The organism is Vibrio wakamikoensis (assembly GCF_050337275.1).
Classification (GTDB): domain Bacteria; phylum Pseudomonadota; class Gammaproteobacteria; order Enterobacterales; family Vibrionaceae; genus Vibrio; species Vibrio chaetopteri.
The window spans coordinates 242,963-269,099 of sequence record NZ_JAKJST010000013.1; the positions used below are offsets into that span (position 1 = coordinate 242,963).

Annotated in this window: 25 protein-coding genes; 20 read left to right on the forward strand and 5 right to left on the reverse strand. The window is 44.9% G+C overall.

Annotated elements, in window-relative coordinates:
- Positions 1–180 precede the first annotated feature (180 nt).
- The 10 genes from L4C42_RS04265 (at position 181) to L4C42_RS04310 (ending at position 5,911) form a co-directional block, all read left to right on the forward strand.
- Positions 181–786, forward strand: a complete 606-nt coding sequence (locus tag L4C42_RS04265; protein WP_429759461.1) for a hypothetical protein — start codon at positions 181–183, stop codon at positions 784–786.
- Positions 767–1,516 carry a class I SAM-dependent methyltransferase gene (locus L4C42_RS04270; RefSeq protein WP_429759463.1) on the forward strand — a complete coding sequence of 250 codons (750 nt, stop codon included), beginning with the start codon at positions 767–769 and terminating at the stop codon, positions 1,514–1,516. The genes L4C42_RS04265 and L4C42_RS04270 overlap by 20 nt, the downstream gene beginning before the upstream one ends.
- 244 nt (positions 1,517–1,760) lie before the next feature.
- Positions 1,761–2,324 (forward strand): pyridoxamine 5'-phosphate oxidase family protein, encoded by a 564-nt coding sequence (locus tag L4C42_RS04275; RefSeq protein ID WP_429759465.1) that lies wholly within the window; start codon positions 1,761–1,763, stop codon positions 2,322–2,324.
- A gap of 22 nt (positions 2,325–2,346) precedes the next feature.
- Positions 2,347–2,808: a RidA family protein gene (locus L4C42_RS04280; RefSeq protein ID WP_429759467.1), complete on the forward strand. Its 462-nt coding sequence runs from the start codon at positions 2,347–2,349 to the stop codon at positions 2,806–2,808.
- 113 nt (positions 2,809–2,921) lie between these two features.
- Complete coding sequence (locus L4C42_RS04285; RefSeq protein ID WP_429759469.1) at positions 2,922–3,335, forward strand: GNAT family N-acetyltransferase; 414 nt, start codon at positions 2,922–2,924, stop codon at positions 3,333–3,335.
- Positions 3,336–3,338: 3 nt separating this feature from the next.
- On the forward strand, positions 3,339–3,938 hold the full coding sequence (locus L4C42_RS04290) for an HAD family hydrolase (protein ID WP_429759471.1): 600 nt from the start codon (positions 3,339–3,341) through the stop codon (positions 3,936–3,938).
- Between the two features lie 27 nt (positions 3,939–3,965).
- Complete coding sequence (locus L4C42_RS04295) at positions 3,966–4,505, forward strand: DinB family protein (RefSeq protein ID WP_429759473.1); 540 nt, start codon at positions 3,966–3,968, stop codon at positions 4,503–4,505.
- On the forward strand, positions 4,502–5,107 hold the full coding sequence (locus tag L4C42_RS04300) for a LysE family translocator (RefSeq protein ID WP_429759475.1): 606 nt from the start codon (positions 4,502–4,504) through the stop codon (positions 5,105–5,107). Before L4C42_RS04295 ends, L4C42_RS04300 begins: the two co-directional genes overlap by 4 nt.
- Positions 5,108–5,136: 29 nt before the next feature.
- Positions 5,137–5,691 carry a nucleotidyltransferase family protein gene (locus L4C42_RS04305; RefSeq protein ID WP_429759477.1) on the forward strand — a complete coding sequence of 185 codons (555 nt, stop codon included), beginning with the start codon at positions 5,137–5,139 and terminating at the stop codon, positions 5,689–5,691.
- A gap of 70 nt (positions 5,692–5,761) precedes the next feature.
- A complete protein-coding gene (locus tag L4C42_RS04310; protein WP_429759479.1) occupies positions 5,762–5,911 on the forward strand; it encodes a hypothetical protein in 150 nt (49 codons plus the stop codon).
- 43 nt (positions 5,912–5,954) lie between these two features.
- Here the strand turns inward: L4C42_RS04310 and L4C42_RS04315 are convergent, their stop codons facing one another.
- Positions 5,955–6,428 (reverse strand): peroxiredoxin, encoded by a 474-nt coding sequence (locus L4C42_RS04315; protein ID WP_353496287.1) that lies wholly within the window; start codon positions 6,426–6,428, stop codon positions 5,955–5,957.
- 247 nt (positions 6,429–6,675) lie between these two features.
- On the opposite strand from L4C42_RS04315, the gene L4C42_RS04320 reads away from it, so the two are divergent.
- Together L4C42_RS04320 and L4C42_RS04325 are read left to right on the forward strand one after the other, a co-directional pair.
- Positions 6,676–7,014 carry a zinc ribbon domain-containing protein YjdM gene (locus tag L4C42_RS04320; protein WP_112460837.1) on the forward strand — a complete coding sequence of 113 codons (339 nt, stop codon included), beginning with the start codon at positions 6,676–6,678 and terminating at the stop codon, positions 7,012–7,014.
- A gap of 52 nt (positions 7,015–7,066) precedes the next feature.
- Positions 7,067–7,600: a GNAT family N-acetyltransferase gene (locus L4C42_RS04325; RefSeq protein WP_429759481.1), complete on the forward strand. Its 534-nt coding sequence runs from the start codon at positions 7,067–7,069 to the stop codon at positions 7,598–7,600.
- A gap of 16 nt (positions 7,601–7,616) precedes the next feature.
- Here L4C42_RS04325 and ggt read toward each other — a convergent pair whose 3' ends face one another.
- Positions 7,617–9,374 (reverse strand): gamma-glutamyltransferase, encoded by a 1,758-nt coding sequence (ggt, locus tag L4C42_RS04330; RefSeq protein ID WP_429759483.1) that lies wholly within the window; start codon positions 9,372–9,374, stop codon positions 7,617–7,619.
- 252 nt (positions 9,375–9,626) lie between these two features.
- On the opposite strand from ggt, the gene L4C42_RS04335 reads away from it, so the two are divergent.
- On the forward strand, positions 9,627–11,447 hold the full coding sequence (locus L4C42_RS04335) for a PhoX family protein (protein WP_429759585.1): 1,821 nt from the start codon (positions 9,627–9,629) through the stop codon (positions 11,445–11,447).
- A 97-nt stretch (positions 11,448–11,544) separates the two neighbouring features.
- Here L4C42_RS04335 and L4C42_RS04340 read toward each other — a convergent pair whose 3' ends face one another.
- The gene (locus L4C42_RS04340) at positions 11,545–14,055 is read right to left on the reverse strand and encodes an ATP-binding protein (RefSeq protein ID WP_429759485.1); all 2,511 of its coding nucleotides are present in this window, start codon (positions 14,053–14,055) and stop codon (positions 11,545–11,547) included.
- 244 nt (positions 14,056–14,299) lie between these two features.
- Here L4C42_RS04340 and L4C42_RS04345 point away from each other — a divergent pair, with 244 nt between their 5' ends.
- From L4C42_RS04345 to L4C42_RS04375, 7 genes are all read left to right on the forward strand, one after another.
- Positions 14,300–15,943, forward strand: a complete 1,644-nt coding sequence (locus tag L4C42_RS04345; RefSeq protein ID WP_429759487.1) for a methyl-accepting chemotaxis protein — start codon at positions 14,300–14,302, stop codon at positions 15,941–15,943.
- 1,024 nt (positions 15,944–16,967) lie between these two features.
- Entirely contained in the window at positions 16,968–17,708 is a 741-nt protein-coding gene (locus L4C42_RS04350; RefSeq protein WP_112460850.1) for an SDR family oxidoreductase, read from the forward strand.
- Between the two features lie 18 nt (positions 17,709–17,726).
- Positions 17,727–18,932, forward strand: coding sequence for an acetyl-CoA C-acetyltransferase (locus tag L4C42_RS04355; protein WP_353496282.1), 1,206 nt, complete (start codon positions 17,727–17,729; stop codon positions 18,930–18,932).
- A gap of 78 nt (positions 18,933–19,010) precedes the next feature.
- On the forward strand, positions 19,011–19,358 hold the full coding sequence (locus L4C42_RS04360; RefSeq protein WP_418642189.1) for a phasin family protein: 348 nt from the start codon (positions 19,011–19,013) through the stop codon (positions 19,356–19,358).
- A gap of 98 nt (positions 19,359–19,456) precedes the next feature.
- Positions 19,457–21,283, forward strand: coding sequence for a class I poly(R)-hydroxyalkanoic acid synthase (gene phaC, locus L4C42_RS04365; RefSeq protein ID WP_353496280.1), 1,827 nt, complete (start codon positions 19,457–19,459; stop codon positions 21,281–21,283).
- 120 nt (positions 21,284–21,403) lie between these two features.
- Entirely contained in the window at positions 21,404–22,021 is a 618-nt protein-coding gene (locus tag L4C42_RS04370) for an FKBP-type peptidyl-prolyl cis-trans isomerase N-terminal domain-containing protein (RefSeq protein WP_429759491.1), read from the forward strand.
- Between the two features lie 343 nt (positions 22,022–22,364).
- Positions 22,365–23,666: a dicarboxylate/amino acid:cation symporter gene (locus L4C42_RS04375; protein ID WP_042499845.1), complete on the forward strand. Its 1,302-nt coding sequence runs from the start codon at positions 22,365–22,367 to the stop codon at positions 23,664–23,666.
- A gap of 100 nt (positions 23,667–23,766) precedes the next feature.
- On the opposite strand, the gene L4C42_RS04380 is transcribed toward L4C42_RS04375, so the two are convergent.
- Together L4C42_RS04380 and L4C42_RS04385 are read right to left on the reverse strand one after the other, a co-directional pair.
- Positions 23,767–24,906, reverse strand: coding sequence for an ABC transporter permease (locus L4C42_RS04380; protein ID WP_353496278.1), 1,140 nt, complete (start codon positions 24,904–24,906; stop codon positions 23,767–23,769).
- Positions 24,903–26,132, reverse strand: coding sequence for an ABC transporter permease (locus L4C42_RS04385; RefSeq protein WP_429759494.1), 1,230 nt, complete (start codon positions 26,130–26,132; stop codon positions 24,903–24,905). The genes L4C42_RS04380 and L4C42_RS04385 overlap by 4 nt, the downstream gene beginning before the upstream one ends.
- Between the last annotated feature and the right edge of the window lie 5 nt (positions 26,133–26,137).

Sequence of the window (26,137 nt, forward strand, 5' to 3'; positions counted from 1 at the left end):
ACTAAAGTCTGTATTGTCCAAGTTCTGATAGCGAGTACGGCATATCTTTGCTCTATTCTAGAGTCACTTCAAAAATCCTCACTTAGTGTAGTTACAACTTGCTTGTCAACTGATTGAATATCCGCATCGCATGAGATACCTCGAAATGGGGTCAAGATACACGGTGAACAAGGAAGAACCATGATACGTTATTTACCAAAGCTGCCATCAGGAAGGCAGATAATCGCTCTATTAATCGTAACTAATTTGATCTATGCATTAATGCTGGGCTATACCATACCCACATTAATGGAGTACTCCTCTGGGTTGCCAATATTTGATATGTCACCAATGGGTTACAGTTACGATCAAGCTATGACCTTGTTGGCCGCACTTGGCGGTGAAGGGCGTGCATTCTATTTAACTCAGCTAGCACTGGATATGATCTATCCGGCAATGTTTGCGATGACTTATTACCTTTTGTTTGTCTGGCTTCTTACGAAATGCGGAATTACCAATGGCGTATGGCAATGGTTGGCAATGTTGCCTGTACTCTCTGCAGTTGCCGACTACCTAGAAAACATCAGTATTTGGTTGATGCTATCGAGCTATGAGGATGTGACTCCGTTGATGGCCGAGACTGCCTCAATGTTTACCGTAACCAAGAGTATGCTTGGAATGTTGTATTGGATCTTTTTACTCGCGTTTGTGGTTGTTGCGATAGTGCGTTGGGTAAGGCATAGCAAGATAGGAGTTAAAAATGCCGAAGTGGTTTCTGGAGCGGTGAATGAAACAAAGTCAAAGTGAGTTCTGGTCTGGCGCTGAGTACGATGACCAATATAGTGAATTGTACGATGAAGAGCTGGCATTTTTGAAGTCGTTAGTAGAGCGATTCAACTTTAAAACATCTCTAGATGTTTGCTGTGGGACAGGACTTTTGACGATAGAGATGTCCAATTGGCTTGATTGTGTGGTGGGTATAGATATATCCGAACCTATGCTGGATCACGCTAGGCTGAAGTCGGCTCACTCGAATGTTAAATTTATACACGCTGATGCAACTGATTTTGCTTTGGACGTTGACTTTGACTTAGTCGTTATGACTGGAAATGCCTTTCAAGCGTTTCTCACTGACGAAGACTGTCTTGCGATGCTGAAAAGTATTCGTTGCCATATGAAAGATGAGAGTTTATTTGTGTTTGATACGCGCCTTCGTGGGCTAAGTCGAGCCGATTCTTCTACCTATAGCGACAGTTATTTAACGTCCGGGGGGGAACAGGTTCAGGTGAGGGGCGTTCAAAGAGCACATGAAAGTATTAAGAATACCGTTATTTATGATATTCAACGTGATTATGAGCATAGCGATACTCGCAAAACCACCATCGAGTTAAGATATCGCTCTATTGAAGAAATTCGTAATTGTCTGACTATGGCAGGTCTTGAATTAGTAGAGATCTATTCAGATTGGAGCAAATTAGAATTCTTTAATGATACTCGCACTGTAGTTTGTATAGTGAAGAAAAAGGATTGTACATGAAACTAGTTTCCCCACGCGAAGAGTATCGCCCCCCGTTTAATCTCGACGTGTAGTGTTTTCGATTACATGTTAAATCTTCTGTTAACTTCCCGAGGCAGTTCAAAAATTAGTCTTGTTAAAGGTTACATTTATTGATTCAACTGGTTGAATACTTGGATATAGAAACTCAAGCTAAACTCGATGATAGTGACATCGGTTTGGTTGGGAAAAACAAAAATTAGTTTGGCACAGGGAATTCAGAGTTATGGGAAAGAAATCTAGTGAGCTAACACAAAAGCACGTTGAGTTTATTGAGTCGCAGAAAATCTATTTTGTGGCAACGGCGGCTGAGAGTGGCACAGTAAATTTGTCACCGAAGGGGGGAGACTCACTTCGAGTCATTAACAACAAACAGATCGCTTGGCTGAATTTAACAGGAAGTGGCAATGAATCTGCCGCTCATGTTCTTCTTAATAGCCGTATGACGCTGATGTTTTGTGCATTCGAAGGTGCCCCTTTGATTTTGAGAACTTACGGGCAAGCAGAAGCGCTTCATATTAATGATGAGCGTTGGAACGATTACGCGCCTCTATTTCCTCATAGTCATTCCAACAGGCAAATCTTCATTCTTGATATAGATCTCGTTCAGGCATCTTGTGGTATGTCAGTCCCGTACTATCAATATGAAGGCGATCGAGATGACTTGGATAAGTGGGCGGATAGACTTGGTTCTGAGGGTATCGAGAATTATTGGCGAAAGAAAAATCAGCAAAGTATTGATGGTTTTGAGTCCGAGATTGTAGAACGAGCTGGATTAAAACAAGAGTAGCTTGTGCACTAAAGGAAAATTTATGTCTATCGAAAGTAGAATGGCTGAACTCGAACTCGTTCTCCCTACAGCGAGTGATCCTCAAGGCAGCTATTGCAACTGTGTCCGTACCGGAAATCTTTTGTATGTGTCTGGAAAAGGCCCCGTAGCAGGTCTAAATGATGTCCCTAAAGGTAAACTCGGTCGAGAATATACGACTGAGCAAGGATATGAGTTTGCGAAGGTGACAGGACTAGACATACTGGCTGCGGTGAAACTTGAATTAGGTAGCCTTGATAGAGTTGCCAGAGTGGTCAAGCTTCAAGGATTTGTTAATGCCACAGAGACGTTTGAACAACACCCTAAAGTCCTAGATGGCTGTTCGGACTTGATGGCAGAAGTGTTTGGAGATAAAGGGGTTCATGCTCGTTCGGTTTTTGGCGCGCAGTCTTTGAGAGGCAATTTACCAATCATTATTGATTCTATTTTTGAGGTTTACTCTTGAGGGTGCTGTTATTATTGTTTGAGTCTGAACGGGCATGAAATACAGAAGTTAACATCGACCCGGTAAAATGAAATCTTCCCAGCTTGGCTCAAGCACTAGGTATTGGAATATCTATGAACTATGAAATCGATCTCGATCCTACTGATGCCGACATTAGTGAGATACGGCAGGGGCTAGTCGAACACAACCGACCTTTTTTGGGTGCAGTGTGCCATGACAAGGTCGCGTTTTATGTCACTGAGCAAGGAAAGAAGAAGGCCGGAATCACCGCAGAAATCATTGGAGATTGGCTGTCTATTCAATTTCTCTGGGTTGATGAGTCAATTCGCGGCACAGGAGTTGGTAGCGAGTTGTTATCGCGTGTGGAATCCAATGCTAAAGAGGTAGGGTGTCACTCAGTGTTGCTTGATACCTTTAGTTTTCAAGCAAAAGCGTTCTATGAAAAGCATGGATATAAGTGTCATATGACGTTAGAAAACTACCCATCGAATCACAGTAAGCATTACTTTACTAAACGATTGGTGTGAGCCGTGGCGAATCTAGCACTATTTGATTTCGATGGCACTATTACCACTGAGGATACGTTTACCGCTTTTTTGTTTTACGCATCTTCCAAGCAACGAATTGTCATTGGGCTTTGTATATTGTGGCCGGTGATTGCTCTCTACAAAATAGGTTGGTTGCCTGCGAGTAAAACACGACCCATTTTATCGAAAGTCACCTATTGGCACCGGAAACAAAGCGATGTGATTGCCAGTGCTCGTCACTTTAATCGAGAGTATTTAAATAAGGTAACAAGACCAGAAATGGTCGACAAGATCCACTGGCATCAGCGGCAAGGCGATGAGGTCATTGTCGTCTCAGCATCACTAGACCCTTACCTTCGAACTTGGTGTGACCAACACGGCGTGAAATTAATTTGCAGCCAATTAGAGGTGAGAGGTAGTCGGTATACCGGGCGTTATGTCCAAGGGGATTGCAGCGAAGAGCGTAAGGTGAAGTTTCTAAAATCTTCACTAGATATCACCCAGTTTGGCAAAATTTACGCCTATGGCGATACCCCAGAAGACCTGCCGATGCTGGAACTTGCCGACGTTAAGTACTACCAAGGGCAAGAAATTACTCAATAGTGTATTACGGGAGAGCAAGGAGGCTCTATGGACATTGCAGCTAATTTTAGAGTGTTAGCACTGTACAACCAGCGAATGAATCAGCAATTGATAAAAGCATGCGAAACGTTGACAGATGAAGAGCTTCACCAAGATCGCGGTGCATTTTTTACGTCGATTATGGCGCATTGGAACCACATATTGTTTGGTGATCTGATCATGTTACAACGCTTGGTCGCCAACCAGTGTGTTGATGTCGCGGAGGATAGGCTAGCCAATCTCCCTACATCCAAATCGATCCACGATACCTTTGTGAAAGATATCGAACATTTAAAATCTTTAAGAAGCACTGTCGATGACATTTATATCGATGTCACTCGTCAGCTTACGCATGAATCTTGCCAACGACTTGTTCGCTACACCACGACAGAAGGCGTACTGATGGAGCGAACAGTCGCTCAGTTTTGCCAGCATATCTTTAATCATCAAACTCATCATAGAGGCCAACTTACCTGTTTATTGAGTCAAATAGGCTTAGATTTTGGTTGTACTGATTTGCCGATGATTGTTCCGGAGACGGTATTATGACCCTCGCTTCATCATTCGCTCTATTCTTTGCTTTGGCACTTTCCGCCGCCATTCCGGGGCCTAGTGTTTTAGCTGTCGTCTCTAGGAGTTTGTCGAGTGGCATGGCACAAGGGGTGCTGGTGGTAGTCGGTGTGATTATCGCGGACATAGTCTTGATTAGTTTGGCGCTACTTGGGCTAACGACATTAGCCTCACTCTTAGGCGAGTTCGCTGCAATTTTGAAGTATATTGGAGCGTCCTACCTAATATGGATGGCATGGAAGGTTTGGCATTCGAATCCTAATACTGAGCAAAGTGGTGCAGAGGGGTCAGGTTCCAGTGTGTTGACAGGCTTAGTGATGACGCTTTCCAACCCCAAAGCCATTTTATTTTACATGGGCTTTCTTCCTGCATTCGTTGATCTTAGTTCGCTAACAATCGTTGATAGTGCCACTATCTATATGCTTTCGATGTTCGCTGTGGGTGGCGTGCTGACATTTTATGCTGGCTTTGCTACCGCAATGCGTGATCAACTGAAAAGTAGGCGCTCAAGTCGCTGTTTGAGTAAACTCTCTAGTGGCATTTTCGCTTCTTGCGGAGTTTTACTTGTGGTGAAACAATAGCGCGCTCCGTCACATGCTAGGACTACTCAATGCAGCAAATACTTGATCTTATTAAGCAAGATCCGATAAGACTGTCGGTATTAGAGCAAGTCCGTAGGCTAGATTTGCCTCAGTGTTATGTCGCCGCTGGATTTTTAAGAAATCTAGTTTGGGATCATTTACATAATAAGCCTGTTGCAACGCCTCTCAATGATATCGACGTTATCTATTTTGACGAACGTGAGTCCAATCCCAACGCTTACCTTGATTATCAGCATCAGCTTTCTACAGCGATGCCGCAACTTGAATGGCAAGTTCGCAACCAAGCTTTAATGCACCAAAGAAACGGTGATGGCTCTTACACAAGCACATTACATGCGATGAGTTTCTGGCCGGAAAAAGAGACGGCAGTAGGCATAAGAAAGCTTGCTGAGAATGAGTTTGAATGTATCGCTGCATTTGGTTTTGAAACGCTTCTCTCTGGCCAGATTACTCACAATCCCAAAAGAGACAGACGCATTTTTCTGCAACGAGTTGAAGAAAAGCGATGGCTGACGCATTGGCCGCAGCTTCAGGTGATCACAAGCAAAATGAATGAAAATTAGTTGTTGACCTCAATGTAACTTGAGGTTTTACGCTTAGCCTGTATTTAGGGAAAACTAAAGAGGGTAGGTTATGCAAAACAACTACGATAAAACACTTGCGATAAAAACGTTTCAAGAAGAGCTTCACCGAGAGTACTACAAAGCCCAAGACAATCGATTTCATTGGCCAAGCTTTTCGGCGGGCGTTTTAATTGCCATGCTGGTGAGCATCCCTTGGTAGAAAGCCCGCTTGGTAGAGGCTCACCATCATGTGCATGTAAGGATTAAAGCGCTTTTAGAATGGCCTCAGCGGTGCTGACTTCAAACTGGCTCGGTGCTTCGACATTGAGTTGGGTTACCACACCGTTATCAACAATCATTGCGTAGCGCTGAGAGCGGACTCCACCAAACGAAGCGGTATCCATATCTAGGCCAATGGCTTTGGTGAATGCGCCATCGCCATCAGCGAGCATCATCAGTTCACTGGCATTTTGGGAGTCGCCCCATGCCTTCATCACAAACGCGTCATTAACTGAAACGCAGCAAATTAAATCCACGCCTTTCTCTTTTAATTTATCAGCTAGAACAATAAATCCTGGTAAATGCGCTTCCGAACAGGTTGGTGTAAACGCACCCGGAACGGCAAATAAAACGACTTTCTTATCTTTAAATAGGGTTTCTACTTCATGGTTAACCATGCCATCAGATGTGAGTTCACTTAGCGTCGAGGCGGGTAATGTTTGACCTTGTTGAATCATAACGTGGTTCCTTGTTGTTTGTTCTAACGATAGTTCCCCGCAGGGGCTATATAGAGTACGAAGCTGAATCCAGTGTAGTTCGTCACACCAGACTTGGTACGCGATAACTGTGAAGCGGATCCGGTTCCAATAGAAAATAGCTGTTGGAGCTATTCTTTCTGAGTTGCTTGATAGGGGGAGAAGGTCGACAGGTAACTGGTAATAAGGCAGAATGCCCCGCATTATTTGCTAAAGAATTGATGAAGTTATGTCGTTGCCTCCTTGTCCAAATTGCCAGTCTGAATATGTCTATCAAGACCAAAACCAATTGATTTGTCCTGAATGTGCTCATGAGTGGAATCCTGTAGAGCTTGCAGAGGATAGTGAACTGAACATCAAAGATGCGAACGGCACAAAGCTTGAAGAAGGTGACCGTGTCACGTTAGCCAAAGATTTGAAAGTCAAAGGTAGCTCGCTGGTGTTAAAAATCGGCACCAAAGCGGTGGTAAGGCGTATCGTTGAGGGCAAAGACCATCAGCTGGATTGCAAAGTTGACGGTGCGGGTGAAATGATGATCACCGCTAAGTTCGTTAAAAAAGCCAGCTAAAAAAACGAAGCCAAGGTGCTATTAGCGCTTATTGAGATGTGGAGTAGCAGAAATGGATGTAGAGCGACTCAATACACAGCATTTCGATGCGTTGTTCGATTTTGAACAAGAGAACAAAGCCTGGTTTGAACAGTTTGTTCCAGCAAGGCCTGCTAGCTACTCTAATTTCGTTTCGTTCTGTCAGGCTCAGCAAGGACTACTTGACGAACATGAGCAGGAAACCAGTCTATTTTTTGTTGTTGTTGACTCGGACAAAATTATTGCGCGGATAAATGCGACCCAACTGACTGCAGGGGAGTCCACTCATAGAGCGTGCGCTTCTAGAGAGTGTGAGTTAGGCTATCGAGTAGCGGAAGACTACCAACAACAAGGCGTCGCTTCTTTTGCGGTTGCTAGAGTGATGCAACTTCTTCATAAAGATTACGGTGTGCAGCTTGTCTATGCGAAAGCCGCGACTAACAATCCTGCGTCGGCACGAGTATTAGAAAAGTCAGGTTTCAATAAGGTATCGGAACGAACTGAACCAGTGCGAGTCAATGGTAGAACATTGCATCTAGCTCAGTTCGAATGCTTGTTAACGCCTTAACATAACGCTCAATACATCATTTCCCGACAGCGATACCTTCTCTTCGCGGATCGGCCGCTCCTTCAAGCCCCTCAGAAGTAATCCTAATCGCGTGCAAACCTGAGTTGAGTTCACGAGCTTTAACTTTAAAGCCCATCTTCTCAAACTGCTGTGCGTACTCTGCCAGCGGTGTATTGACTTCAATATCCATTTCACCAAATCGATTGATCATTCTCGGTTGATCTATCGCTTGTTGAATAGTCATCCCCCAATCTAAATGCGCTATCAGAGTTTGAGCGACATAGCCTATGATGCGGCTTCCGCCCGGTGAGCCAATGGCCATGTAAGGCTTTCCTTGCTCCATGACAATAGTGGGTGCCATTGATGAGCGAGGTCGTTTGTTAGGCTCTACGCGATTGGCAACGGGTTTGCCGTTGCTTTCGGCCACGAATGAAAAATCGGTAAGTTCATTGTTGAGCAGAAAGCCGCTAGCCATGACTCGTGAACCAAACACATTCTCGATGGAAGATGTTATCGATACTACATTGCCTTCGCTATCGACCACATTAAAGTGAGTCGTTGAAGGTAGCTCAAGACTTTGATCGGCCGAAAGGCTGCTTGTATTAACAGAAGGTGGAGTACCGGCTGCCACTGATCCCAACGCACGGTTTGGTGTAATGAGTTCGCTGCGTGAGCGCATATAGTTGGAATCAAGTAAGCCCGCTACAGGCACATCAACAAAATCGCTGTCCGCCATAAATAAACCACGGTCAGCAAAGGCGAGCCTTGAAGCGTCGGCTAAAATCTGCCAACTCACCGGGTTGTCACTGCCGAGTCTATCGAGCTTATGTGGTTCGGTGAGCATCATAATTTGTCCGAGTGTCAATGCGCCACTACTCGGTGAACCCATTCCACAAATATCGAACTGTTTATAAGGTGCACAGACTGCGCTGCGCTCAGCAACTTGATAGCGAGTTAGATCGTCGTGCGTTAACAGCCCAGGATTGGTCTTCGACTGACTTTTAACAGCATTAATCATAGATTCGGCCACGGCGCCTTTGTAGAAGCCATCACTACCTTTAGCCGCCATGAGTCGCAGAGTTTCTGCATATTGTGGGTTCTTGAGTAGCGTGCCTTCCATTTTCGGTGAGCCGTCACTTTGCAAGAAATAGCGAGCAGTATCAGGATGCTTGCCAAGAAAGGTAACATCATTTGCTATCAGTTTGGCGAGTCGGGCACTAATCACGAAGCCTTGTTCTGCTTGCTCTGCAATAGGTTCGATGATTTGGTTCCAATCCAACTTACCGTATTTCTGATGTACGTCCCAGAGTAGTTTTACGGTGCCAGGCGTGCCCACCGATCGACCACCAACGACGGCGTCAAAAAAGCCCATCGGTTTGCCATCTTCGCCAATAAATAGATCGCCATCGACGGCAGCTGGCGCCGTTTCTCGGCCATCATAAGTAGTTAGCTTTGATTGTTTGCTATCCCAATACACCAAAAAAGACCCGCCACCAATGCCGCTCGATTGAGGCTCAACAAGCCCGAGCATAAGTTGAATGGCGACCATCGCATCAATGGCGTTGCCACCTTGTTCAAGCACCTTAGCACCTGCATTAGTTGCTGTGGGGTTCGCGGCTGTCACCATCCAATCTTGACTGACGACGAGTGATTTCTTGTCTAAACCAGTGGCGATTTCTGGAGCAAATGCATCTGTGGCTTGAGAATTTGCGAAAGCCGAGAGGGAAGTAAATAAGGTCACAAGGGGGACAAGCCGCTTTAGCTGATGCGCCATAAACTATCCTTATAGATGTGGAATTTTGACTGAATGCTTAAGGTATAAAAATACGTTACTGACATCTATTTGCCAACGAAATGTAACGCGTTTGTCATGACTCTGGATCATTATTGTGCGTAAATTATTACAGTAACTTACCAGTTACGAAGTTTAGTATAAAAGGAAGTCAACGTGAGCCAATTTAATTACGACGATGATCAGCGTCCACTCGATCAAGAACCAGAATTTAATAAGTTTGTCGATGCAGCGATGTCGCGCCGAGGTTTTCTAAAAGGGACTGGAGCGGCTGCCACCGTTGGTTTTTTTGCTGCTACGCCTTTAAGTCAAGCGGTAGCAAGTGTAAAACCAGCGTCGTCTGCTTTGATGGGTTTTGATGCTATTCCGATTTCAACTTCAGACGCTGTCACGGTTCCAGAAGGTTACCAAGCGAACGTGCTTATTTCATGGGGAGATGCGATTAAAAATGGCGCGCCTGCATTCAGTCAGAACAATGACTCCAAAGCACAAGAAATGCAGTTTGGTGACAACAATGATGGCATGACATTTTTCTTAATTGATAATGATCGCGCAGTGTTGGTGGTCAATAACGAGTACACCAATAACGAATATTTGTATCCTCACCAAGGTAAAAGTATTACTGCCGATGATGCTCGCAAAGCGCAAGCAGCACACGGCGTATCTGTCATTGAACTTAAAAAGAACTTTGGTCAGTGGCAAGTAAACCTAGACGGGCGTCTTAACCGACGCGTGACCGCGTATACTGAGATGGAAATGACAGGCGTTGCCGCGGGTCATGACTTACTAAAGACAAGCGCAGACAAATCAGGCAAGAAGATTCTAGGTACATTTAACAACTGTGCGAATGGCCAAACGCCATGGGGTACATACCTTACTTGTGAAGAAAACTTCAATGGTTATTTTGCCGATACTAAAGGCACGGAGCTTGGTGAAAGCTATGCACGTTATGGGCTAAACACGAAAGATCGTGGTTACGATTGGTACAAGCACGATGCTCGTTTTGACATGGGCAAAGAGCCAAATGAACCTCACCGTCACGGTTGGGTTGTTGAAATTGATCCGATGAATCCTAATTCAACACCGAAAAAACGCAGTGCACTAGGCCGATTTAAGCATGAAAATGCGGCGCTAACTGTCAACGGTGATGGCCATGTTGTGGTGTATCTGGGTGATGATGAACGCGGCGAGCACCTATACAAGTTCGTTTCTAAGAATAAGTATGTTGAAGGTGCAGAATCGAATCGTGACCTATTGGAAGAGGGCACATTGTATGTTGCTAAGTTTGAAGGCACGCAAGGTGAACTCAAAGGTAAAGGTCAGTGGCTTGAACTGACTTGGGGCAAAAATGGCTTAACGCCAGAGAATGGCTTTCCGGATGCGGCGTCAGTAATGGTTTTTGCTCGTATGGCTGCAACGCAAGTCGGTGCGACGACAATGGATCGCCCAGAGTGGGTAACCGTCCACCCTGACAATCTGTCAGTGTTCTGTACACTTACCAACAACAAATATCGTGGTGTTAAAGAGTCGCAGCCGATCAATGCGGTTAACCCGCGAGAAAAAAATCCTTATGGGCATATTGTCCGCTGGAACCCTACAGCAGGGAATCATACGTCAGATACCTTTGAGTGGGACATTTATGTGATTGCGGGTAATCCAGAAGTCCACAAGTCTGGCTTGATGGCAGGCACGGACAACATCAACAAAGACAACATGTTTAACAGCCCAGACGGCATTGGTTTTGATAAATCAGGTCGTTTGTGGATACAAACAGATGGTAAGTACTCAAACAAAGGTGACTTTGCAGGTATGGGTAACAACCAAATGTTGTGTAGCGATCCAGCGACGGGCGAAATCCGCCGTTTCTTAACCGGGCCTATTGCGTGTGAGATCACTGGCTTGACCTTCTCGCCCGACTACAAAACCATGTTTGTTGGCGTTCAGCACCCAGGTGAAGATCTAGCGCCTTCGCATTTCCCTGAAGGTGGGAATGCAGTGCCGCGTTCATCGGTGGTGATGATTACACGTAAAGATGGTGGCGTGATTGGTGCATAGTGACCTACTAGTAAACGGCAAGGGAGGCGATGTTCGCCTCCCTTTTTAGTTTTAACGATTGTGCCTACTTTAGGTATTCAAGCATCTTAATTAAGTTTTAAGAGGCTTGAATACGAGCATCGAGCTTTTCCATAAGGATATCGCGCTTAAATGGTTTAGGCAGATAGTCATCCATACCACTGTCGTAACATCGTTTAATGTCATCGTCGAGTACGGATGCGGTCAGTGCGATGATGTGAGTCTGTTTAATTCCCTCACTCTTTTCATAATCTCGAATGGCTTTCGTTGCTTCAAAACCGTCCAGTACAGGCATCATGCAGTCCATAAGGATAAGGCCAATAGAGTCGTGTTGATGCTGATAAATATCGACGGCTTCTTGTCCATTATTAGCAATGACAAAGTCAATAGACAACCTCTTTAAATTAAGGCTGACAATTTGCTGATTCACCTTATTATCTTCAACCACCAAAATTTTGAAGTGGCGTCTGTTTAGCTCTTCATTGTTTTCTGTTGATGTGTCAGCCGCTGAAGTGTTCTCACTCTCGGCGGCGGTAGTAACAACGGTTGTACTACAATCATCAGCGTTGTCGCTGGTACATTTGTTAGAACTAACGTTTTCCCTGGAGTCGGCTGCAATCTGTCGAAGCGTGTTCATCATCCTTTTGCCGAAAAGCGGGACGGTCAGGTAGCCATCGACGTTGATATCTGAGTTTTCTTGCCCTTGCTTATTATCACGCAGCAACACTAAACGACAAGGGGCACCTGCTTTTTGTAGCCCAGCAAGATGTTGTGCGTCATCTGAAATAATGATGGTTGTTGTGCTGAGATGGAAGAGTTCGTCGCGTACATCGGAGAGTTGAATTAAGTTACAACCAAAGCGTTGTAACTCGTTAGTAAGTAAGGAACTCGGCTTTTGAGAAATATAGGCGATGCTCAAACTATCTTCGTTTTTAACTTCATGGTCATCACGCTTGAAAGTCAATGTGAAACTAAACTGGCTACCAGAACCTTTCTTAGATTGAAGCTCAATCTCGCCGCCCATCATCTCAACCATTTTTGCACAGATGGCGAGACCCAGACCGGTTCCACCATAGTGCTTAGACGTATCTGCATCTTCTTGCTTGAACTCTTCGAATACGTGGCGCTGCTTTTCTAGGTCAATACCAATGCCAGTGTCTTTGACGCTAAAACCGATGGAGACCTCAGTGTCACTGGATTGAATGGCTTTTAACGCAAAGGAGATGCTCCCAGTATCGGTAAACTTGATTGCGTTGGATGCCAGATTCATCAGGGTCTGACGCACCTTTTGCTCATCCGCTTGAACGTAATCAGGCACGTCTGGGTCTATGTCGATAATGATATCCAGTGACTTTTTCTGCGCTTTGGGAGCTATAAGAGCGGCAGTATCATAAATAGTTTCTTTGATGGCTGTGGTGTGAGGGCAAACCTCAAGGTGCCCAGATTCAATTTTGGATAGATCGAGAATGTCATTAATCAACATCAACAGAGTTTGTGAAGACGCGTTAATGGTCTCTAGGTAGTCCTTTTGGCTAGCGGATAACTTAGTATCAGAAAGTATCTCTGTCATTCCCAATATGCCGTTAAGCGGAGTACGAATTTCATGGGACATATTGGCAAGAAAGGCGCTCTTCGCCTTGCTAGCTTGCGCTTCGTCCTTACGTGCTTGGATGAGTTGCTTCTCAAGTGCAGTCACTCGCTGCGTAACACTAAGAAGGACTAAGATTATAGCGGTGACCAAAGCAATCGCCGACAGGATGCGATAGGATTCATAGTCGCTGAGCTTGGCCGTAATTAATGGCGGTAAATCATTAAACAAGCTATTGAGTGATTGCTCCAACTGGTGGATGGTGGCTCTTAGTTTGCCAAGTTCGCCTTGCTGATGTGTGTAGCCAAACTCTTCATAGGCACTTTGCAACGCGTAAAAGGCAAGTCGGAATTCTTGAAATTGGCTAAAGGTTTCAAAGTCTAGCTGCTCTTGAGTCATCGCTTGCTGAAGCTGTGCGAGATTGCGGTCGATGCGCGGCAAAATGCTAGGGTCAAGATCGCTGAAGAATTGGTACATGAGGTCTTTGGTGACAAGTGCTATCTGGTCGACGTTATTTGAATTGGCGCGAATGAGCGCGTGTTCGAGCGCAAGAACCTTATCTTTAAAATGCGTAATCAGACCTTGTCCTTGGTCTGCGCCATGAATGACTACCACTAACTCTCCGAGTTTGAAAAATCGTTGGGTATACGCGTCTACATTGGCGAGTGCTTGTTGTCCGTTGTAATCAATGTTGATGCCAGATTCCATCACTCCTGTATTGATTTGTCCAATTTGGGACAGAATGCTTTGGTACTCAGACTCCATTTTTTCGACATATTGATTTTCAACTCTCGCAATAAAGTCCTTCTCATGACGGCGCATCATAAGCATTGAGTTTGCCGCTTTTAGTACATCTTTTTGGAGCCCGATGAGTTGCTGTTTGGTTTGATCAAATGAGCGTTCGCTGTAGAAGAAAATCGCAAGCAGCACCATAATGGCGCAACCACCTGATATTAGAATCTTTCGTAGGGATTGAGAGGTGTCTGAACGACGGTCTGGCATAACTCAACATCCGTGTAATAACCGCAAACAGGTTCCAGTTTAGCGCATTGTAGGGTGTAACGAAAATGAAACATTCAATGAGAGCTATTTATAAATCAGACGGTTAGTTGTCGGATTATCCTTATGTTTTCATAAATAAGTGCGACTAATCTAACATAGGGCACGCTATGTTCTAAAGGTCGTCAATTATTAGGCGATAACAGAGAAATAAAAATAAAGTTAAGTCTAATAATTGGAGTAATGTATGCAATGGTTTGATAATACCAGCCTAAGGCTAAAAATGCTGTTGCCCGTGCTGTTAATGGCGGTAATTTTTAGTGGTCTCGCAATTTACAACGTGTTGCTGTTTAACAAACAAGCAGTGATTAATGATCAGCTCAACGATCAAATCACCCCGGTCATGAACTCTCTAGAAGATGCCTATCGCGACTACTACCAAGTTGTGGGCGCAAGCTATGCGATGCTCGTTGCTAATGGCGACCCTGTTGAGTTTGATAAGCAAAAATTTGAATTTGAAGATAATGCTTACAACGCGGTGCCAAGGGTTGAAATTGTTCAGCAGCTTATCGATCAAGGTATTCTTGATTCACGTTTCCAGCCGTACTTGGACACGCTGCTGAGCAACACTAAGCAGTTTGTTGCCGGCTATGAAGCGATGTTTGCTGATCATGAGCATTCTATGGCAGCTTTCTCTCAAGATAAAGGTCGATTGGTAGACTTGTTCACGACTATGAGAAGTGACTTGAAAGTCATTCTTGATGAAATGGAGAGGCTCCAAGATCAAGCACGCGTTGATAGCGATAAAGCGGTCAAAGAAGCTGAATTTGCTATTGAAGTGGGTACACTAGTGGCGATTGTGATTGCACTGGCACTGGCCGCTTGGGTGACGCGTTTGATCGTGAGTCCAATCCAGCGTCTTGAGCAATCAATGGCTGATATAGCCTCAGGCGAAGGCGACCTGACACGTCGTGTTGATGTGACTTCCTTTGATGAAATTGGCCGATTGGGTCAGTCATTTAATCTGTTTGTAGGCAAAATTCAAACTACCGTGACGGAAGTCATTGAGTCTACCTCGCAAGTCAGACAACAAACTCAAGATTTAATTACACTAGCGTCTGAAATCACCGAATCTTCTCAATCTCAGCAGCAAGAAAGTGACATGGTGGCGACTGCCATTAACGAAATGCGTGTGACCAGTGAGAACGTCAGTCAAAATGCGCAAGAAGCGGCACAGGCGACGGACAGAAGCTCTGAAGAAGCCGCTGTGGCGAATCAGGATATAGGTGATACGGTAACTTCTATTCAAGGGCTAGCAACAGAAATTTCCGCTGCTGAAGAAAGTGTTCAACGACTGAATCAAGATGTGACCAATATTGTCTCTGTGCTTGATGTTATCCGTGGTATTGCCGAACAAACCAACTTGCTTGCGCTTAACGCTGCAATCGAAGCTGCACGTGCAGGTGAACAGGGACGTGGATTTGCGGTAGTAGCTGACGAGGTTCGCTCTTTGGCGAGTAAAACTCAAGAAAGCACCGGTGATATTCAAACTATGATTGAGCGGCTTCAAGAAGGTACCAGCGTTGTGGTTCATGCCATGGAATCCAGCCGTTCAACGAGCGAGAAAACAATTTCATTGGTACAAAGCGCGTCGACTGCTCTAGGCGAGATCTCAAGCTCAGTCGGCATTATCAACGAGATGAACACGCACATTGCCACGGCGGCATCGCAACAAACTTCGGTAAGTGGTGAGCTAAACGCGAGTATTCAAAAAATCGCTGAAGACAGCCATAAAATGGCAGAGATTATTAAGCGTGCGGAAGCGTCTTGTGTTGGCCTTGAGCAGCGTTGCCAGAGTTTGGATGATGTGGTGGGGCAGTTTAGGGTTTAGAAAGGACGTATTGGGACGTTTAATTGAAACATAGGGCGATGCGTAGCGAGCCAAGTAGTTCTCCCCCTTTATAAGGGGGAGCTAGAGGGGGTGCTCTTATGCTCTTTTTTCTTTTTTATTAGTGGTTTAAGAGAAAAATAGCACCCCTCCCATAAACCATGTCGGTACTAGAAGACGGGTGCTACACGGCCTTTATGTCTCACGTGACGGCATTCAACAGCAAGATCAAAAGAAATGGTTGCTACCGCATACAGCACTAAGACTCAATCAAGCTCAAATGCGTTTGTTGGACATTTAGTGACCATCGGTCACAATTACTATCTGTGGTTCTCCAAAAGAATTGGTTATCTACCTTGACGTGTAGATGGCCAATCTCTGTACATATTTGTAATTGCGACTATCCTCTAAAGTTTCCTCTCTGATTGACCTTGCCTTTTGTGGGTGAATTTGCTCACGTTATTTTGCAAAGCACCACAATGAGACGTATTGCGACTTGTTATGGGGTGGGTGTTGTTTTTATGTTAACTAATGTTGCGATTGTGTGATGTATTAAATTATTGGCTCTATTTTAATACTGTGGCATTTCAGGGAGTTAATAAAATTAACTGATAGTTAGCATTCAAAAATACGCTATTATGTTGATACTTAATTCACAAGTGAGTGCACTTTTTTAGTGCGCATTTGATTGTTAGAATTTGTTTATAGAAGTGTCGATTAAATAAATTAATTCGCCAAATCAGTGGGTTGCGTTGTTGTGGATGATTTTAATGTTTGTTTACATTGTTTGTTGTCAGTTACATTATCATTTGTGATGGCGATCAACTTTATGGCGTGTTACTTAAATATTCGATGGTGAAATATTAAGATTCCTTTAAATTTATATTTAAAACTTAAATCGTAATAAAAGCTATGTAATTTCAATAATAAAAGTCAGCTCAGCTAAGTAAAAAAGCGTACTAAGTCGTCTTATTTATAATTTTAAAAAAATAGCTAATAAAGCTAGTTGCTAGGAATGGAGTCACCAATGAAAAAGCTCGCAATAATTACGGGATCAAAAGGCGGAATTGGTTCTGCTATCTCTTCGAAACTTGTTCAGCAAGATTATCGTCTCATTGCAACGTACAGCACAGGGAACTATGAGTGTGCTAAGCGCTGGTTTGATGAAAAAGGCTTTACAGAAGATCAGGTTCGTTTGTTCGAACTCGATGTGACGAATACCGAGGAGTGCAAGGAAAAACTAGGATTGCTGCAACAAGAAGAAGGTACTTTTGACCTTGTTGTAAACAATGCCGGTATTACTCGCGATGGCCAGTTCAAAAAAATGACCTCAGACAGCTGGTTTGATGTCATCAATACCAACCTAAATAGCGTGTTTAACGTTACACAACCTCTCTTTGCGGCCATGTGCGAAAAAGGTAATGGTCGTGTCATTAACATTTCATCTGTCAACGGACAAAAAGGTCAGTTTGGTCAGACCAACTATGCCGCAGCGAAAGCGGGCATGATTGGTTTTACTAAAGCTTTGGCTGCGGAAGGTGCTCGTTCTGGTGTGACCGCGAATGTTGTGGCTCCTGGTTATACAGGTACTCCTATGGTTGAAGCTATGCGTGAAGAAGTATTGGATTCAATTAAGAGTACTATTCCATTAAAGCGTTTAGCTAAACCAGAAGAAATTGCCGCATCAGTTGCTTATTTGGCAAGTGAAGAAGCGGGTTATATTACGGGTGAAACAATCGCTATTAATGGCGGCTTATACATGGCGTAAGGCTAATAAGGGATAACAATGGAAAAAGTATTTATAGTTGCAGCAAAACGAACTGCAATTGGTAGTTTTGGCGGTACCCTTAAAAATATATCAGCAGGTGACTTAGCGGCGGCGGCAATAAAAGGCGCACTGGAGTCAACCGCGATATCAGTCGAAGACATTGATGAAGTTATTGTTGGTAATGTGGTCAGTGCAAATCAAGGAATGGGCATTGGTCGTCAAGCTTCAATTAAAGCAGGTATTCCGGCACAAGTTCCAGCTTATACGTTAAATATGGTGTGCGGCAGTGGAATGAAAACCTTAATGGATGCTGCTTCTCATATTAAAGCTGGTGAAGCCGATGTGGTTGTTGCGGCGGGTGTTGAAGTGATGTCACAAATACCTTTTGCGATGCCGCCGACAGCGCGCAGTGGTCACAAAATGGGTGACATGACTGCAAAAGACCTGTTGGTCTCGGATGGTTTGACGGATGTTTTCAATGCTTATCACATGGGTGTGACGGCAGAGAACATCGCAAAGCAAGTCGATATATCACGCGATGATCAAGACGCTTATGCGCTAAGCAGTCAGCAAAAAGCAGTCGCAGCTATCGAAGCGGGTAAGTTTGAACAAGAGATTGTCCCTGTAGAAGTCAAAGTCCGTCGTAATGTGGTTGAGTTTGCTACGGATGAGTATCCAAAATTGGATGCAACAATGGAAGGTCTTGCCAAGCTAAGACCTGCATTTGACCGTGAAGGGTCAGTGACCGCTGGTAATGCATCTGGGATCAATGATGGTGCAAGTGCTCTGGTTGTAGCGTCAGAATCTGCGGTAAATCGTTTGGGTTTGACACCACTTTGCGAACTGCTGGCGAGTGCTCAAACAGGTCTAGATCCTCAAGTGATGGGCTTAGGTCCGGTGCAAGCGGTGACCAGTGCATTAGCCAAAGCTGAGCTGACAATTTCTGATGTGAATGTGTTTGAGCTAAACGAAGCATTTGCGGCACAAGCCCTTGGTGTTATTCGTAACTTAGCCTCTGAACACGGCGTTTGTGCAGAGTCAATTTTGCAACGTGCAAACCCAAATGGGGGCGCGATTGCGTTAGGGCATCCTCTGGGTGCTTCAGGTAACCGCATCATCGTGACTTTGATTCACGAGATGCTACGAGAAAATAAAGATCTAGGTGTCGCCTCTTTATGTATTGGTGGTGGCATGGGAACTGCAGTCGTTGTTAAGCGCTGTTAATTGTGTTGTCGGAAGCCCAACTAACTGGGATAGATTTGATCTAGAAACTGGAATGTATATTTCTTAGGAGAAATGATTATGTACACGGATATTTTCAAAGTAATCAACGAGCAGTCTGAAAAAACGTTTGAACCTTACGCAAAGTTCAACAAGCTCATGACAAAAAATGTTGAAACACTCACTGAACTTCAACTAAATGCTATGCGTGCATACAGCGAGTTGGGTGTTAGCCAAATGAAAGCGGCAACAGAAATTAAAGATGTTTCATCTCTGGCGGTTTTCAACAGCCAGCAACTGAGCACGATGTCTCGTCTGTCACAACAAATGATGGATGACAGCAACAAGCTTCAGCAAGTAGCAAAAGAGTTCAAAGAAGACCTAGAAACTATCACTACTGACGCTGTTAAAGCGAGCACACCGGCTTAATATCAGTTTTAGGTAGATTCAGTACCTATATAGATAGAGGGTTGCGGGGGCACTCGTTCCCGCAACCTTTTTTTGTTTCCAAGAAAAGGGTTTTAGCTATGTTCCAAAACTTCTTTTCGGACTACCTTGTGAAACTGCAGGAGAGCAACCAGCAATGGTGGAAAGACTTCGAGCAAGGCAAGGCAGCCGTAAATAGCCCTCTGACAAAAGCGATGCAGGAACTCAATGCTGAGGACACTGCAGAGTTTATGGACAAGGCATCCAAGCAACCCGCCGCTATGTTGGATATGCAAACCAAGTGGTGGATGCAGCAACTCGAAATATGGCAGCGTGTCGCGCTGCAATCCAGTAAAGAACAAGTTGTTGACGTTGAAAAAGGCGATCGTCGATTCCAAGACGACGCGTGGAAAGAAGAAGCGTTTTACAACTTCATCAAACAGTCTTACGTTTTATTCAGTAAAACGTACCTCGACACTATCAACTCCGTTGAAGGTGTGGACGAGAAAATCAAAGAGCGTCTCACGTTCTTCTCCCGTCAAACTTTAAACGCACTATCGCCAACCAACTTTATCGCAACCAACCCAGAGCTTCTAAAGCTTACGCTTGAGCAAAACGGTGAAAACTTGCTTGCAGGTTTACAGCAGTTTCAGGAGGACATGGAAGCGAGCGCGGATGTACTGAAAATTCGCATGACGAATACAGAAGCGTTCCAGGTTGGTGAGCATGTCGCGAACACGTCTGGAGATGTGGTATTTAAAAATGAGTTGTTTGAGCTTATTCAATACCGCCCGCTGACTGAAAAGGTGAATGCAACACCGCTACTGATCGTTCCGCCGTTCATTAATAAGTATTACATCCTCGATCTTCGTGAGAAAAACTCGATGGTGAAATGGCTTCTAGAGCAAGGTCATTCGGTGTTTATGATGTCTTGGCGAAACCCTGGTCCATCACAAGCTAAAGTAGAATTTGGCGACTATGTGACGGAAGGGGTTGTCAAAGCGGTAGCGGCGATTGAGTCGATTACAGGTAAAGATCAGATCAATGCTGCGGGCTACTGTATTGGTGGCACGGTGTTGGCGTCTACCGTGGCTTACTATGCCGCTAAACGTATGAAGAAGCGCATTGTATCAGCGTCTTTCTTTACGACGTTACTAGACTTCAGCCAGCCTGGTGAAGTCGGTGCCTACATCAACGATACTATTATTCGTGCGATAGAACTTCAGAATAATTCTCTGGGTTACATGGACGGCCGCTCATTGAGTGTGACCTTCAGTCTACTGCGTGAGAACAGTTTGTACTGGAATTACTACGTTGATAACTATCTCAAGGGAAATAGCCCAGTCGATTTTGATTTGTTGTACTGGAACAGTGATAGTACGAACGTTGCTGCAGCTACGCACAACTTCTTACTACGCCAGCTGTACTTAGAGAATAAGTTGATTGCAGACAAAGGGGTTAAAATTGGCGGTGTTTGGATTGACCTAGATAAGATTCGTATTCCAAGCTATTTCATCTCTACAAAAGAAGACCATATTGCTCTGTGGCAAGGCACGTATCGCGGTGCTTTGAAAATGGGTGGCAACAAGACTTTTGTGCTTGGTGAGTCAGGGCATATCGCCGGTATCGTTAATCATCCCAAAAAAGAGAAGTATGGCTTTTGGACAAACTCAACGCTGGATGAGTCAGCGGAAGAGTGGATTAATAATGCCGATCATCACAAAGGGTCTTGGTGGTTACACTGGAATGAGTGGCTTGCTCAATACATTCCAGAAGAACAAGTTGACCCATTCCCAGTAGGCAATGATGACTATCCAGTTCTGGGTGCGGCACCAGGTGAGTACGTTGCTCAAACCCTGCCAATCATCGAGTCCATTGATGTGAATGAGCAAACCGAGTCAGGTGCATCTGAATCTCAAACAGCGTAAATCATTAAGGGTCCATTGTGGCCCTTAGCTTTTTCTGATGATTTCGAGTATCCGTAACATACTTTTCTTTTCTGGGTTGATACGTATCATAACCCCATAACCAGAATCCAAGAGGTTGTTATGGAAATCGAAACACTAGAACAAAAAGTAAGCTATATCTACGGCCGAGAAATTGCTAAAGAGCTTGCTCAAAAATCATTTCCAAAAATGAACATCAAGATCATTCAAGAAGCGATCATGGAATCGTTTATGCAAAAGCCATGGCCTTTTGACCCTAGTGAAGCGGAAGCGCTGAAAAAGGAAATGGAAGAGCAACGCAAACGAGCGCAAGCTGAGCATGTTGAGCAAAAACAACAGTTTGAAGCAACATTCTTTGAGCGTAACGCCGCCCGTGAACAAGTGACGATTCACAGCTCTGGCATTCAAATTGAGATCATTGATGAGGGTGGAGAGCGACAAGAATCTGATCCTAGCAGCCAGTTCCTTATTCGTCATAAAACTTGGCTTTTGAATGGTCAGCAGGTGGATGGGTCAGCTCATCTTCCTGAGCCGATGAGTGTCATGCTGCATCAAGCGCCTGTTGCGTGGATTGTCGCACTCAAAGAAATGCCAGTTGGAGCGACTTGGCGCCTTTACGTACCCGCGCATCTTGCGTACCAAGAAGACGCTCACCCGACGGTTCCAGCGGAAACTGCGGTTATCTTTGATATCAAGTTAGAGTCGATAAAGGCACAATAGTATAAACGTCTATGTAGCTAACAAGGCCAGCATTTAATGCTGGCCTTTTCGTTTTGGCTGACATTCAATTTTTACATAATCTTTAGTTATAAATAAAACTTATCTGAAGATGAAAAGAATATAATGCTCAATAAGTTATCAAAAGTTGTATTTTAACTTATTGTGTGACCATTTTGTGGGTTTTATGTTGGTTGTGGCTTGCGTTTTATAACAAGTTTGGTGATCTGTGTCACGTCGTGTGATCGGAAAACAAATTTGTGATTCTAATCGCCTAAAGGGTACTGCTAATCTGCTCCGGCTTTTGATGTCTCCATCAACAAGCAATATAAAAAAAGGAGTAATTATGACTAATGCCAAGAAACCAATGTCACTGACGAGTCGCGTGATTATCGGTATGGTTGCAGGTATTTTGACGGGCTTCGCTATTCGAGGTCTATTTGCTGAGAACGGATTTGTAGACGCTTACATTGTAAACGGCCTTTTTGAGGTTGGTGGTCAAGTCTTTATCGCCAGCTTGAAAATGCTCGTTGTTCCACTGGTTTTCGTATCGCTTGTATGCGGCACCAGCTCTCTTAAAGATGTCACCACTCTAGGCCGTTTAGGTGGAAAGACAGTTCTATTCTACGTCGCTACCACAGCAGTTGCCATTACACTGGCATTGACTATGGGCACGGTATTCCAGCCAGGTGCGGGCGCTGACCTAACTGCAGCAAGTTCATTTGCGGCGACAGAAGCGCCATCGCTGGGTCAAGTCATCATTGATATGTTCCCAACGAACCCAATCAGCGCAATGGCTGAAGGTAAGACCCTTCAAGTTATCGTGTTTGCCGTGCTATTCGGTATCGCGATCAGTGCAGCTGGTGAGCCAGGTGAGCGCATTGCTGCGACATTCCGCGACCTGAATGACGTTATCATGAAGCTTGTTGCGCTATTGATGAATATCGCCCCATACGGTGTGTTCTTCCTAATGGCAAAATTGTTCACAGGTCTTGGCTTGGGTGCCATTTTAAATCTAGCTGAGTACTTCCTAGTGCTTACAGCGACACTACTGCTACATGGTTTGGTTACTTACAGCGTGATGCTTAAGTCTTTCACTGGACTAAGCCCAATCACCTTCCTTAAGAAGATGGAAGATGCGGTGATGTTTGCGTTCTCGACCGCATCATCAAACGCAACCATCCCTGTGACGATGGAAACTGCGCAAAACCGTTTGGGTGTAGACAATAAAGTATCGTCTTTCACCATTCCTCTTGGCGCGACCATCAACATGGATGGTACGGCTATCATGCAAGGTGTTGCGACTGCATTTATTGCTCAGGCATTCAACATCGATCTAACTATGGGTGATTACCTGACAGTGATTCTAACGGCAACGCTAGCATCAATCGGTACTGCAGGTGTCCCTGGCGTAGGTCTTATCATGCTAGCTATGGTACTTAACCAAGTCGGTCTGCCGCTTGAAGGTATTGCACTAATCATGGGTGTTGACCGTCTACTTGATATGATTCGTACTGCTGTAAATATCACTGGTGACAGTGCAGTAACTTGTATTGTTGCTAAGTCAGAAGGTGCATTGGATCTTGAGAAATTCAATGACCCAGCTGCAGGTGAGAAAGAAGAAAAAGTGGAGTTGGCGCGTAGCTAAGTTTCTAAATCAATAAACTACAGAGTCAATAAGCGATAAAAATCAAAAAGGGGTCAGCGCTATATGCGCTGACCCCTTTTGTTATTGTCACTATTTTATCTTAGCCAGTAGGTTGGCTACGGTACTTACTAAAGCAGTAAGTGGCGAGTGCACCCCAAACCGCAGCTAGTAACCACAGATGATTCCAATGCTCTCGAATCTGGTACCATTCGGCACCCATTTGATTTAGCTTCAAAAAGCCACTGATAGCAGCCTGAGTAGGGAATAACGCTGCAAACCACTGCATCGGTACAGGTAACATTTCTACTGGCCATATAAAGCCCGCAGAGAAGATAAGAGGCATCGAGCTGATGAGTACCAGCACGGTAACCAGCTCTCGCCTTGGCGTGATGGCACCAAGAAAAATGCCGATAAAGCAAGACGTCAAAAAGAAAGGTAGCATCAACGTCAGCATTTCAAACGGGTTGGCGAGCTTACTGATCCCGTACATATCGAAGCTGGCACCGAAATAAAACATACCAAGCAAGTAATAGATAGCGGTGAGCACTAAAGTTCGCACTAAGACGACGCTCAATACAGGGCGTAGGCTCCAATATCCTTTACCTTGGCGCTGTGTACCGCCAACCAAACCCGATGCCATAGCCAGTGTTTGTTGAAGAATTAGGACAAATACCGCAGGCACGACGTAATCGACATATCCCATCCGAGGGTTGAACGTGGGCTTAGAATTCAGCTTAGTTGCCGAATATTGCTCACTAGCCAGTTCGAGCGGCACACCATCAATAAGTAATTTAGAGACCTTAGCTTTGGCGGCCAACGTACCGCCGGCTTGTGCCAAACCTTCAACAACCGTCCCGTAAACTAGGAAGAGTGACGCGTCACCAGCGTAGGCCAGCACAGGGCTTTTACCGAGCATCAAATTTTTATAAAAGTGCTCGGGGATCACCAAAAAGCCAGTAATTTCACCTTTTAGAAAGGCCTGTTTAGCGGCTTCTATTGTGTAGTCACGCTGGACGACATGGACGTTCGGAGTAGCGTCTACCATTCGTTCAAGCTGGTAACTGGTTTGGCTTTTATCGAGGTTGACCACTGAGATAGGCTGCTCACGCGGCGTTTGGTGGCTGTAGGGAAGTGGGTATAGGAACGAGTAAAAAATCACGCCACCGAACACAGTCAATACCACGACTGGATTGGTTAAAATAGCGCGAAGTTCGAGCTTGATGTGCTCCAGTAATGTCATGCTGACAACTCCTTACTGAGATGCTTTTTGATCAGTAACACGGTAAGCGCAAGAGGTAGTACATAGCCCAACATTGGAGCCAGATGCACCAGAGATTGAGCAGCATGTACGCCGTAGCTTGCTTGGCTTACTTGAACCTCAATATAGTGGCTGATGGGTAGAAGCTCACGCCAGAACAACGCCAGTGGGCTCATGTCAGTGGCAGGAAAAGTGATACCCATAAAAGCAAAACTAGGTGCCGTAAACGCGCCCGCAAAGCTCATCGCACGAGCCGCATCACAGGTAAGGAAAAAGAACAGCGCGCCCATGATCATGCAAGCAACCGTTGTGACCAATTGCGCGATGATCAGCACTATCCAGCTCCCTTCCATCGGCCAGCCAATGATGTCATAGAACCAAATCAAGAAGGCAAACCCGAGCGTAGAGAACCAAACAAAGTAGGGCATCAGTGTCGCTGCAAGGTGACGAACCAGTTTGGTTTCGCCAAGCCAAGGTTTAATTCCGGCGACTCGATAGTTGGCACTGAGCACTAATACCGTAAAGGAGACTATAGCGATTTGCCAAATGGCTGGCACAATTGCCGTCACTAAGAACTGAGCGTAGTTCATGCCTTTATTGAACAGCGGCGTGATTTGCGTTCTTACCGAAACGGCTTTACCCACTGCAGCGGCGCTAGTGGTATTGCCTTTGGTAAGCGCTTTAACCACTTCGACCTGTGCGTTGAATGTCCCTTGCGCCTGCAGTGCGGCAGAATTAATTAGCCGACCAACCAAGATATATTGACTGTTATAAAACAGCGTTACTTGCGGCGGCATAGATTTCATTACCGACTTATCAAAGCCATGTGGAATGTACAAAATGGCGTAGATATCGCCGTCTATCATTGCTGTCTTGGCTTGGCCTATGTCGCTGTATTGATGATCGACGCTTAACATCGACGTCGCATCATAATTACGGACAAGTCTTTGTGACAGTGTACTTTGGCTAAGGTCGACAACGCCAATAGGAAGGCTATGTGCTATCCCTTGAGAGAATATCCAGTAGATGGATAAACACAAAACGATGGGCAGCCAAGTAAGGCACGACAATAACCATTTGTCGTGCCTAAGTAGATGCCACTGACTCCGAAAATGGCTTTTGACCAACTTTCGCCTTGTGGCTATCTTCCCTAGAGCGTGAGTTTGCTCTAGGGTTTTAGCTGAAGTATGGGATGATTCTTGTGGCATAGTTG

What these genes read in the sequence shown, in the direction of transcription:
- L4C42_RS04370 (WP_429759491.1), top strand. Translation starts at nt 21,404, where the DNA reads ATGGAAATCGAAACACTAGAACAAAAAGTAAGCTATATCTACGGCCGA.
- L4C42_RS04310 (WP_429759479.1), top strand. Translation starts at nt 5,762, where the DNA reads ATGCAAAACAACTACGATAAAACACTTGCGATAAAAACGTTTCAAGAA.
- L4C42_RS04270 (WP_429759463.1), top strand. Translation starts at nt 767, where the DNA reads ATGAAACAAAGTCAAAGTGAGTTCTGGTCTGGCGCTGAGTACGATGAC.
- L4C42_RS04300 (WP_429759475.1), top strand. Translation starts at nt 4,502, where the DNA reads ATGACCCTCGCTTCATCATTCGCTCTATTCTTTGCTTTGGCACTTTCC.
- L4C42_RS04355 (WP_353496282.1), top strand. Translation starts at nt 17,727, where the DNA reads ATGGAAAAAGTATTTATAGTTGCAGCAAAACGAACTGCAATTGGTAGT.
- L4C42_RS04325 (WP_429759481.1), top strand. Translation starts at nt 7,067, where the DNA reads ATGGATGTAGAGCGACTCAATACACAGCATTTCGATGCGTTGTTCGAT.
- L4C42_RS04385 (WP_429759494.1), bottom strand. Translation starts at nt 26,132, where the DNA reads ATGCCACAAGAATCATCCCATACTTCAGCTAAAACCCTAGAGCAAACT.
- L4C42_RS04375 (WP_042499845.1), top strand. Translation starts at nt 22,365, where the DNA reads ATGACTAATGCCAAGAAACCAATGTCACTGACGAGTCGCGTGATTATC.
- L4C42_RS04320 (WP_112460837.1), top strand. Translation starts at nt 6,676, where the DNA reads ATGTCGTTGCCTCCTTGTCCAAATTGCCAGTCTGAATATGTCTATCAA.
- L4C42_RS04285 (WP_429759469.1), top strand. Translation starts at nt 2,922, where the DNA reads ATGAACTATGAAATCGATCTCGATCCTACTGATGCCGACATTAGTGAG.
- ggt (WP_429759483.1), bottom strand. Translation starts at nt 9,374, where the DNA reads ATGGCGCATCAGCTAAAGCGGCTTGTCCCCCTTGTGACCTTATTTACT.
- phaC (WP_353496280.1), top strand. Translation starts at nt 19,457, where the DNA reads ATGTTCCAAAACTTCTTTTCGGACTACCTTGTGAAACTGCAGGAGAGC.
- L4C42_RS04280 (WP_429759467.1), top strand. Translation starts at nt 2,347, where the DNA reads ATGTCTATCGAAAGTAGAATGGCTGAACTCGAACTCGTTCTCCCTACA.
- L4C42_RS04335 (WP_429759585.1), top strand. Translation starts at nt 9,627, where the DNA reads ATGTCGCGCCGAGGTTTTCTAAAAGGGACTGGAGCGGCTGCCACCGTT.
- L4C42_RS04360 (WP_418642189.1), top strand. Translation starts at nt 19,011, where the DNA reads ATGTACACGGATATTTTCAAAGTAATCAACGAGCAGTCTGAAAAAACG.
- L4C42_RS04340 (WP_429759485.1), bottom strand. Translation starts at nt 14,055, where the DNA reads ATGCCAGACCGTCGTTCAGACACCTCTCAATCCCTACGAAAGATTCTA.
- L4C42_RS04380 (WP_353496278.1), bottom strand. Translation starts at nt 24,906, where the DNA reads ATGACATTACTGGAGCACATCAAGCTCGAACTTCGCGCTATTTTAACC.
- L4C42_RS04275 (WP_429759465.1), top strand. Translation starts at nt 1,761, where the DNA reads ATGGGAAAGAAATCTAGTGAGCTAACACAAAAGCACGTTGAGTTTATT.
- L4C42_RS04345 (WP_429759487.1), top strand. Translation starts at nt 14,300, where the DNA reads ATGCAATGGTTTGATAATACCAGCCTAAGGCTAAAAATGCTGTTGCCC.
- L4C42_RS04315 (WP_353496287.1), bottom strand. Translation starts at nt 6,428, where the DNA reads ATGATTCAACAAGGTCAAACATTACCCGCCTCGACGCTAAGTGAACTC.
- L4C42_RS04265 (WP_429759461.1), top strand. Translation starts at nt 181, where the DNA reads ATGATACGTTATTTACCAAAGCTGCCATCAGGAAGGCAGATAATCGCT.
- L4C42_RS04350 (WP_112460850.1), top strand. Translation starts at nt 16,968, where the DNA reads ATGAAAAAGCTCGCAATAATTACGGGATCAAAAGGCGGAATTGGTTCT.
- L4C42_RS04295 (WP_429759473.1), top strand. Translation starts at nt 3,966, where the DNA reads ATGGACATTGCAGCTAATTTTAGAGTGTTAGCACTGTACAACCAGCGA.
- L4C42_RS04305 (WP_429759477.1), top strand. Translation starts at nt 5,137, where the DNA reads ATGCAGCAAATACTTGATCTTATTAAGCAAGATCCGATAAGACTGTCG.